Genomic DNA, 10,231 nt, shown 5'->3' with positions numbered 1-10,231 from the left:
TAGGCATTCTTAGTGGTCACCTCCCACAGCGGCAATCGACAGGGCCGGCTTCATGTTTACGCGCGAGAACGGGTGTGATACCCATTCTCGTGAAAAATTCGGGTAGTGTACCCGATTTATGGAGAAGGTCTCTGCGCTCCGTTCCCACGCCCATTGCTTGCCAGCTCACTGACCTCTCGACGGACAAGCTTCGGGAGTGGACAAGCCGTCGCGCGCTAGTTCCTGCAGATATCCGTCCGGAAGGCAGGGGCTCTCCTGCGAGGTTTACCTGGCAGACGATCCTCGTTCTCCGGCTCGCGGTTCTCCTGCACGACCAGTTCAGCCTTGAACTTCAGGCCCACAAAGCATCGCTGGACAGACTTCGCATGGCGCTTCGATCGAAGTCGTTCGTCGCGCTCTGGGGACAGCGGCTCGCGCTTCAGGGTAGTCGAGACTGGGTGTTTCTTGCCCAAGCCGAAGATGCGCCTGAAGCGGATGCGCTCGTAATTCACCTCGATCCTCACCTGCGCGTGCTGCGGGACGGATTCGCTCTACCTGACGCCGAAGCTTCGCAGGGACAGACGGACCTTTTCTCGCTGCCGGCGATCCACGATCGAACGGTCGCGGTGGACCCACCCGTCGTCAGCGCGCGACCAGGACGCCGGAGCACCGCATGACTGCGTCCGAGCCCCTCTTTAAGTTGCGAGCAAAGCCACTTTCGGGCCCTAATATTCGTCGTGTGTTCTTGTCCTCAAGAGCATGGAAGGTGTGACCGTGATCCCCGCTGCGTTGCAGGGATGGCTTGAACGACTCGGCTACACGGCCGAGCCGGACCTGCTGCATGTTCGAGGCGAGAGCGTCCCGGAAACGCATCCGTATGCGCTCGAGATCAAGGCCCTGCTGAAGCCCGACGGAGCCGTTCGGGCTCAGGCGGTGTTCGACGTCGAGGGCGTGCCCACCGTCGTCTTCGTCGGAAAGGATGGACGGCCCCTCGGTGCCAAAGGCCTCGACGATGCTCGCAAACGCATCTGGAACCAGAATCTCGCGACCGTGGTCATCGAGGTGCGCGGCGACGAAGCGCTCGCGCTTCCCGCCCGCAAGCTGAAGAAGGCGGGCGAACGGCTTCAGTTGAGCGACGCGCGCCCGGACGGCCCCTTCTCAGCGCAGGACGTCGCTACTGCGAACCTGTCGCGCCGAGTGCCGAAGTGGTTTGAGGTAAAGGCGCGTGTCGACCGCAAGCTCCTGTTCAACCTGTCTACGGCCGTCAAGGACCTGACCGAGAACGGCCTCGACCGCGCGCCCGAGAAGGACCGTCGCCGCCTAGCCGAGCTCCTGATGGGGCAGGTGCTGTTTGTCTCCTATCTCGAGCATCGGGAGATTGTAGGACCCACCTATCGGCAGCGGCGCTCGGTCGCGCGGCTTCACGAGCTCGTCGCCTTAGGCGCTCGAGACGGCGTCCGGACACTCATCGATCGACTGCGTGCGGACTTCAACGGCGACTTCCTCGGCGACGATCGCCACGATCCCTGGGCGGCCCTCTCGGCGGACGGATTCGACATCCTGAACCAGTTCCTCCGCCGCACCGATATGGAGACCGGGCAAGGCGACTTCTGGAACTACGATTTCAGCTACATCCCGGTCGAGCTGCTCTCGGGTCTTTACGAGAAATTTCTCACGCCTGAGCAACAGGCCGAGGAAGGCGCGTATTACACGCCTCGCAATCTCGCAATGCTCGCCGTTGATCAGGCCTTTCTGACCTCCGACAACCCGCTCGAAGAGACGATTTTCGATGGCGCGTGCGGCTCCGGGATCCTGCTCACCACCGCCTACCGGCGATTGATTGCGCTCTCGGAGGCCCGTGAAGGCCGCTCCCTGACGTTCACCGAGCGCGGCAAGTTGCTGAAGCACCGCATCTTTGGCGGGGACATTAACTTCATGGCCTGCCGCGTCACCGCGTTCAGCCTTTACCTGTCACTACTCGAAGGGCTCGATCCCGCCGACATCCTGGAGGCGCAGGACAGTGGAGGTGCGAAGCTCCCCCCGCTCCAGAACAGCAATCTTGCGCACGGCCAGGAGCATGGCGACTTCTTCCGTCAGAGCCATAGCTTCGCGGGCAAGCGCTTTTCGCTCATCATCTCCAACCCACCTTGGGCGGAGCCCGAAGGCCAGTCCGAAACCTCCGCGGACGCCTGGGCCAAGAAGGCCGGCGCACCGTTCGTCCGTCGTCAGATCGCCGGCGCGTATACGCTCCGAGCGCTCGACTTTCTTGAGAAGGACGGCCGAACCTGTCTCATCCTTCCGATCGGACAGTTCCTCGGTGGCTCCAGCGCGACCTTCGTCACGCACCTACTCGAGCGGGTTCAACCGCTCCGGCTGATCAACTTCGGCGATCTTCAAGGTCTTCTCTTCCCCACGGCGGAGAACACCTGCCACGTGTTCGTTGGCGAACGTCGTGAGCGGGCGTTGCCGCGGCAGATCCCCTTTCGGGAAACTTTCGATTACCTCGTACCGAAGGCCGATCTGAGCTTGGCGCTCGGCCGGCTAACCATGCAGTCGGCTGACCGACATATCCTGCAGACACGCTCGGTCGCCGAGGACCCGCAACTGCTCGTCACCAACATGTGGGGAGATGCTAGTGACCTCGCGATCTGGACGCGCCTGTCGCTTCGCGGGTCCTTCGCGGACTTCTGGAACGGTCCACAGAACGAGCGGCGTTGGGTCAATCGCAAGGGCATCCATCTCAAGGACAAGAGCCGCGAGGCGGTCAGCTCAGCACCGCTCCGCGACAGGCCGTTCGTGCCGATCACGGCGTTGAGCGCGGGTTCCCCGGTCTTGCACCCGGATCTCCTGAGGCCTTGGCCAGCCAACCACTCAACCGTGGTCGGCCTGAACGACGCCGTGCTGGCGGTCTTCGATGGCCCGAGGGTTCTGTTCCCGGACGGCTTCTCCAAGGAGGAGCAGAACATCAGGGCCGTCTACTACGATGGCCCAGCTACCTTCACGCACAGCGTGGGCGTGATCGCGTCCAAAACGAAGGACGACGCGAAGCTCCTTCAGTTCGCCGCCATCTACCTGCGATCCACCCTCGCGCGCTACTTCCTAATGATGCGTGGCTGGAAGATGCTGTGCGAACGGAATGGCGTTCACTTGGCTGACGTCGAGACGTTTCCGTTTTTCCCACCGGAGAGCGCGCTAAACATTGAGACGGCGCGGGCTGCCCTCGCGCGAGTTGGCGAATATCTCGACGCGTTACGACAGCTTCCGGAACTCGAGCAGGGTTCCCACTATAGTCAGATCCGGGACGCCCTCGACAATGCGGTGTTCGACTATTTCGAGCTGACCGATCCCGAGCGAAAGCTGATCCGCGAGACCGTCAAGGTCCTGATGCCCTCGATCCGGCCACGGAGCTTCAAGAGCTTGGACACGCCAGCACAACATCTTGCCAACGCTGACGACTTCAAGACCTATGCTCAAACCCTGGCGGACTCCCTGACCTCATGGCGCAATCGCACCAAGGGCCAGGGCCGGTTTCTTGTCGATGTCGTCGTAAGCGATCCTGAACGCGCAGGACCCTCGGGCATCATTCGGATCACCTACGATCAAGACGTCACGGAAGCGCCCGTCATTCACACCGACGTCAGCGATGAGATCGTACTGCAAACATTAGCGCAGCTGCGGGTTGCGGGGCTTCGTGCGATCCCGTCGGGAGACTTCCTGACACTGGTTCCGGACACCCATCTGTGGATCGACGGTGCTCTCTACCTCGTGCGGCCGCTCACCCAACGCAGCTGGACGATTCGTCAGGCGACGCGGGATGCCGAGCAGATCGTCCGGAGAGTACAAGCACGCGCTTCACGCGATAAATCCGAGGTGAGCGCGTGACCTCGGCCGATGACTGGCGCGCCGCCTTCCCGCTCCAGCCTGCCACGGAAGCTGTCGAGGCGCTCCGGCAAGCCTGGATCGAACTCGCGACGCGCCCCCTTCGCGACTTTAACCCGAAGACGAAGGAAGACGCCCTCACAAAGCGCTTAAAGATCTACATCGAGAACTACGTCGCGCCGCAGCGCGGGCTTCTGGGGATGTGGGCGGCAGAAGATATTATCGGAGCCATGGACCCGGCAACGGGCGCGATGATCGAGGAGCGTCGGACCGACATCGCCTACGGGTGGAACGATCAAGACCAGGACATGAAACTCGTCTTCGAGTTCAAGCGCCTCGGCCGGCAAAAGCGCCACCGCGATCATTATCTACAGGATCGAGGGCTTGGACGCTTCGTGACCGGCATCTACAGTCGCCGGCAGTCGGTCGCAGCCATGGTTGGCGTCCTTCTGGATCCCGAAGACGAGGTTGTGCCCCCGATCCGTCAGGCGCTCGGCGACGCAGCGCTCGCGACCGCCCTAAGGCTGCGGAAGACCGCAGCCGGCGATCCGCTCACGCGGCCATCGACCTTGTTCACGACCGCTGATTTCGATACTGAGCATGAGCGGGATGCTGCATTCGCACCGTTGCACGGCACGATCAACGTGTCCCACTTCTTCCTGGCGTTCGGCTACGCAGTCTCCACCAGAAAATCCAAGAAGCAAAAGGCCTGACAGCTGCTTCGCTGCGTCGTTCACCCGTGTTCATGAGAGCTGCAGTCCGCGATCAAGGAGAGCGGCCAGCTGGTCCTCTCGGCTCCCGCTCACAGTGGCATTCGCTTGCTCGATGAGGGCAGCAACGACCTGACGAGCGAGGTTGCGTGCGAGAACACGCTCGGCAGTCGAGATCGCGCCCATTGATCGTCCGTGAAGAAACGCGCTACGGACTCGAAACAGCTGCTCGTATTGGTCAGCCAAACTGCGGGTTCCAGTAAGAGCCGCGACCCGGGCAGCTATGCGTTTCGTCGCCCCAAGTCCCTTTTCTGGCTTCGCTCGAAGCTTTCGGTCATGGTCAGCCGGGACCCCGACCGCCGCCTCGATTGCGGTTATGTGGCTCAAAAATTCATCGACGCCGTCGTGAAGATAGGCGCGAGCAAAGAAATGCGCGACTGGAGTCTGGAACAAGGGCGACTGTCGGGCTCGGCAGACGGACTCCCATGCCGCCTCGTTCCAGTCAGAAAGAGAGGCCTCCGCTTGATCTTCAAGCGGAAGCACGACCGGGCGTTCAGCCTCGACAATTTCGCCCCATGCATCGGTTAGAGCCAGCGGCTCCCAACTGAGGCTCTCCGGCGAGGGAGGCGCCTGCGGTCGGACGAAAAGATCTTCGTCGATCGTATACACCCACGGCACCCGAAACCCGCGCCAGTCGACCTCCGGCATACGTGACCAGTCCTCCCAAGGCGCGAGCAGGAGGAAGAACAAGGCGTCCTCCACGGCCAACGGGAAGCGGCCCTTGTGCGGCTCAATGCGCCGGAAATCCTGTCCCATGTCTGTGAACAGCACCGGTACCGCACGCGCCTCCGGCGGCCGGTCGAGTGACACGTCCTCCTCGACGACGAGCCACTGAAACTCGGCAAAGCGCTCCGCTTCGAACAGGGCGCCAGGCAAGGCCCGCGCCAAGCCCGGCGCATCCACCAGCGTCCGGAGCTCGTCAGCGCTGAAGCGGCGCAGTTCGGCAGGCCCGAAGCGCAAACTCGGAAGATCGTCGGCGAGATCCAGTGGCGCCAGATGCCAGCGCCGCGCGTGTCGAACTCGAAGGCCAAGATCGAGGCGACGTGCCGCCTCGTCGGGCGGAAGGCTTAGATGCTGCTGATTCCGTGGTAACCCGCACGGCAGGCCCAGGCTTCGCAGCGCCGTGCCAAGAGCGAACACCGGCTTTCCCACTTCCGGGTAAAGGCTCTGCAAGGCCTCCTTCAGCCTCACGAACTCGGGCGAAGAGAACAGGTTATCCGGCCCCGGCGGCGGCAGACCCCACAGCTCCGCAACAGCGCTCTTCACAGCATCCGGCGGCTGGGTGTCAGTCACGCTCACCGCGTCTTCTTTTTCTTCGGCGCCATGAACAATAGGACTTGCTCGACACTGATCGGGTCACCCAAATCGTCCAATGCGGTGTCACCGAGCTTGCCCGTAGCGCCGGCCAAGGCCCATTTCACCGCCGCATGATTCGCCGGCAGCATCCGCGCGATCCGCTGCGCCGCAGCAGCATCCCGTTCACGAACGATCCAGATCGCGAGAAGCAGCAGGACGCGGCGCTTCTCGATCGTCGACAGCGCCTCCGCCGCCATTACTACTTGGTGGATCTCGGCGCGCAGGGCAACGAGCAGCAGCAGCCGAGACGCCACCCCTTCGATCCGCGTCGTGAGCAGCTGCGGGGTAATCCGACTGACGGTCTCGGGCGTGACCTGCTCTTGGCCCGCGATGAGCGCTCTGGCAGCCGCGAGGCGAACCGTCCGCCGCCCAGGATTAGTGGCAAGCTCGAACAGCTTGCTCTGAAGCCGAGGATCGCCGGCATGCAAAAGGAGGACGAAGATTTCATAGCGGAGGTCGGAGTCGCGCGTGTCGATCGCCAGCCTATAAAGTTCGTTGGTCACCTCGCCTTGTAGCGGCCCGACCTTCCTGATTGCGCCGATCGCCGCTTGCGCGATGGGGTAGTCGTCCTCCTCGCCCTGGTAGGAGGAGCTAGACGACCAGCTGTCCTTTGCGAGAACCAGCAACGCCGAAAGATGCTCAGGATGAGGTTTTGCGTCTAGAAGCTCCACCAGCGCCCTGCGGACAGAGTTGCCCTTGTGGCTGGCAAGCGCGAGCAGCGCGCCGGGCAGTGGCGCCGCCATGGGCGTCGCTACCGCTTTGAGCGCGCTGGAGACTACGGCCGCAAAACGGTGCGACAATGCCGCCTCGAACTCCGGTCTCATGCCGTGCCGGATCGCGACCTCGATCGCTTCTACTGCGCTATTCGCTTCGTCCGTGTTGGCCAGCAGCCACCACACATCGTCGGGGACGAACGTCGGCACGTACTTGTCCAGGGTGACGCGGAACAGGCGCACCGCCTCGCTCGGTGACGCGGCGCGCATCAGCAGTTCGCGCGCATCCTTCGAGAGGATGGGCGCAGCCTTCATTTCTAACGCGAAGGCTGCATCGCTGACCTCCTTGAGAAGCGGCGGCAGAAGCGCCGCTGCTCGCGCGGCGGCTTCACCGTGGCGGGTACCGTCGAAGTCCGACCGCTTGCGGCGCATCTCGCCGAGGTCGATCGCGATCTCGACCAGCCGGCTATCCTGTCCTCGGTCAGCCAGTTCCTGATAAATCGCCGGCAGCCGCTCGGCCGCCTGCTCGGCAAGGCACGCAAGCGATGCTAGCCGCACCTGCGACTCGGCATGCCCCTCAATGATGCGCTCTACCAACGCCTGTTCGAACCCGGGGTCCCAGGCCTTGGTCAGGACGTGCCAGAGGTCGTCCTCGTCCTTGCTTCCGTGGCCCACTGCGAAAGCTCCGGCGACTTCGTTTGGATCCGGCCCCTCCTCCTTCGCCAACTCACGGAACCAGTAGTAGAGCAGGCTGTCCCGGTGCCGATGCGCGACCAGGTGACGCCAGCCCATGGTCTGGCGGACGCGTTGGACATAGGCTTCCAGGAACTCGCCCGCGGTCCAACCATCATCATTCTCGCCAAGATACTCGGCATAGTCACCGCTGTACTCGCCGTTAACGATCGCGAGATGGGTTTCCGCATTGCGCTGGAGATCAGCAGCGCTTGGGGTGCGTACCGCGACAGCGGTATCGACGATCGCCTCGAATCCAGCGAGATCGTTGAGCGCACCTTCTGCAATCGCGTCATAGGTATGCGTAACACCGTAGTGAACAGCCGTGGCCGCTGCAGCCAGGAACGCCGGTGTCAATCCGGGCGCGACCCGCTCGGCCTCCGTTACGAAGTTCACCCCGAAGTCGTCGCGGGCGCGTGGAAGCACGTCTCGAACAAAGGTTTCCACGATCGCCTTGACCGCTGGGTCTGCCCGCATCCGGGCGTACCAAGCCTCGTCGTGCTCCAGCGGGCCCCAGATATGCATCCATTCGAATGTGCGATCCGGCCGGTGAAGGAGGAAGCGCGCGACCTCGGAAACGTTGCTGTCCGTCGACCCTGCCGCCTCGGCGAGGTTGAGGTTGTCCTCGAACTCCTTGCCACCCTTGGCCAGCTCGCTCGCTAGCCAAGTGTCGATCTTGGCTTGAGCCGACGCCGAGGGGGTCGGCTTCAGCTCCGGTGTCCGATCGGAAGCGAGAAGCTGTCGCGCTGATGCGGCGACGCCCCAAGCTTCGCTTGGCCCATCAGGCGACACGAGGATATCGATCAGAACCCGCAGGGTCCTCCGCGCGACAAGGCGGTCACGGTCCAGCGCCTTCTCTATCCCGGCTTCGACCCGGGGATGATAGTAGGTAATCGTGCTTTCGGTTTGGCGCAGGTTCCTGGCCGCCACGAAGAACGTAACTAAGGGCGAAACGCCCTTTTCGAATTGGGAGCCAGCCTCGGCAAGCGACTCTTCGATCTCACGCAGTAGCCGGAGCGAGAGCTTGTCGCTGGCTTTAAGCAATCCCCACAGGACGGCGGCTGCCCGCACGTCCCCTCGCTCCTCGATCTGATCGACCACGGTGCGCTCAATCGAGTCCTGATGCGCCCGCCGGATCGCCTCGGCCACGAGCCCGGCCGAATGGCGCCGCTCCTTGTCTTCAAGCGTCGGCAGGGCGTCGAAAAACTTCTGGATCTCGAGCGGCGTCGCTAACTCCGCCAGGACCGCCCCTTCACTCTCCTTGGCAAGCGCCTGCAGCTTGCGGGGCAGCGCGTCGATCCGAGCCCGGTACAGACGCCGGCGCTCCGGCTGACCGTAATGTTCCGATTCTAATCCGACTCGCCATGGCTTTACCGTGTCGAGCGCCCCCGCGCTCTGGGCGACGTCCAATCGAGATGTTGCAACGATCATCCGGTCCCGGCGAGCCTTGGCGAAGAACTGCGCTAGCTGATCGTTCCAAGGCCGGCTTTTCGGGTCGAAGTCGTAGCGCCCCCACGGATCCTCGATGTCGTAGAGGACAGGCGGCTCTGTCCCGTCGTTGCGCAGCTGGTCGGGACCCAGCGTAATCGGCACCCGCGCGAGGCCGGGAATTTCTTTGCGCAGCTCGTCATAGAGCTTGCGCGTCGCCATTGTCTTACCCGTTCCGGACTGCCCGATGATCAGCGCGGCGTGCCGCTCACCCATCGCCGCACGGAGTTCACCCCAGTTCGTGGGATGGACATAGTGGTCCAGTTCCGGCGAGCTCGCGATATAGCCGTCGTGGCGGCGTATAACTTGCTCGAGTTGCGCGCGCGTCCAGCGTCCGCCGCCCGCGCCGCCGATCCGGATCCGCGCTTGGTCGCGCAAGGCCTTGCGGCAATTGTCCAGTCGGGCGTTGGGAACGCGAAAGCTCTCGGTCAGTAGCGTATTAATATCGTTTGACAGACGTTCCGGGTCTTCGTTGCCGATGATCGCGACCCGCCCCGCCGAGCCCGCAGGCAGAGCGCTTTTGATCCTCGCCGGCATGTCGCCCGGATTTGGCCAGCTTCCCGCCCGACGAATGCGGAGGCCGCGCGTTCCGCCGTTCAGGCCCGCCGAGGTGATCAGCAGATACCGAGCTTTACCATCTTCAATCCGCTTCGCGGCGGACGGCCGAGCCTCGCCGTGCTTTAGCAAGGCTCTTACCCCTGCGACGGTCCACGCATCGCCGCCGCGCAGCTTCGCCTGTACGATCAGCCGATAACCATCCAGCGCCGCCGTGCTCGTCAACCGGCCGGGCTCATTTTCGACGAGATCAGCCTCGATGTCTTCTTCAGAGGCAGGCTCGAGGATCAGTTCTTGCGTCAGGCGGTTCGCCAGAACCAAGTCGAGCGCAAGCCAAACCGAGACGTCGATCTGATACTCGTAACCGGCAAGGGAGTGACCGCCGGACCCGCCGCCGTCCTCTCCTTGCTTACTGTCTTCGCCTACACTCACCGTTTGCTCGTCCACTAGGTCCGTTTCGCCTGGGCATAACACATGGGCAGGCGCTCCTGCAGACCGCGCCGGCAGTCGGTCCGGAAGGCTCCGAGCATCTCGGCCGGCGCATCCTTGTAGATCGTGTCGTCCAGCCCACCGATCAGGCGCACGCAGTCCAGGGTCCGGCGGGTGATGCGAGGCTCTTCCGTCTCGGTGCGTGACATCGGTGTCGGATCCGCGAAGGAAGCCGTGAGCTGCTCATCCGTCGCGCCGTCCACCTTGTTCCGCAGCCCGCAAGGGCCAGTAGCGAGAACAAGGCGGCCATGGCCCCCATGGTGGAACAGG

General features: G+C 63.2%; 6 protein-coding genes. 3 read left to right on the top strand and 3 right to left on the bottom strand.

Going from position 1 to position 10,231, the window contains the following annotated elements:
- Positions 1 to 365 precede the first annotated feature (365 nt).
- From D9599_RS18335 to D9599_RS18325, 3 genes are all read left to right on the top strand, one after another.
- Positions 366 to 656 carry a hypothetical protein gene (locus D9599_RS18335; protein ID WP_198382724.1) on the top strand — a complete coding sequence of 97 codons (291 nt, stop codon included), beginning with the start codon at positions 366 to 368 and terminating at the stop codon, positions 654 to 656.
- A gap of 91 nt (positions 657 to 747) precedes the next feature.
- Entirely contained in the window at positions 748 to 3,861 is a 3,114-nt protein-coding gene (locus D9599_RS18330) for an N-6 DNA methylase (protein ID WP_198382723.1), read from the top strand.
- Positions 3,858 to 4,571 carry a hypothetical protein gene (locus tag D9599_RS18325; RefSeq protein WP_198382722.1) on the top strand — a complete coding sequence of 238 codons (714 nt, stop codon included), beginning with the start codon at positions 3,858 to 3,860 and terminating at the stop codon, positions 4,569 to 4,571. The genes D9599_RS18330 and D9599_RS18325 overlap by 4 nt, the downstream gene beginning before the upstream one ends.
- Before the next feature lie 30 nt (positions 4,572 to 4,601).
- On the opposite strand, the gene D9599_RS18320 is transcribed toward D9599_RS18325, so the two are convergent.
- Genes D9599_RS18320 through D9599_RS18310 form a run of 3 tightly spaced genes read right to left on the bottom strand, consistent with a single transcriptional unit; the run spans position 4,602 to position 10,110 of the window.
- A complete protein-coding gene (locus D9599_RS18320) occupies positions 4,602 to 5,927 on the bottom strand; it encodes a hypothetical protein (RefSeq protein ID WP_198382721.1) in 1,326 nt (441 codons plus the stop codon).
- Entirely contained in the window at positions 5,924 to 9,919 is a 3,996-nt protein-coding gene (locus D9599_RS18315) for a hypothetical protein (RefSeq protein WP_198382720.1), read from the bottom strand. Before D9599_RS18315 ends, D9599_RS18320 begins: the two co-directional genes overlap by 4 nt.
- Positions 9,919 to 10,110 (bottom strand): hypothetical protein, encoded by a 192-nt coding sequence (locus tag D9599_RS18310; protein WP_198382719.1) that lies wholly within the window; start codon positions 10,108 to 10,110, stop codon positions 9,919 to 9,921. Before D9599_RS18310 ends, D9599_RS18315 begins: the two co-directional genes overlap by 1 nt.
- Positions 10,111 to 10,231: the final 121 nt, after the last annotated feature.

The sequence above is a fragment of the Roseomonas sp. KE2513 genome (assembly GCF_016107305.1).
In the GTDB taxonomy this organism is placed as follows: Bacteria; Pseudomonadota; Alphaproteobacteria; order Acetobacterales; family Acetobacteraceae; genus Roseomonas.
Note: the sequence above shows the minus strand (reverse complement) of the source record. Positions and strands in the feature narration are given on the sequence as shown.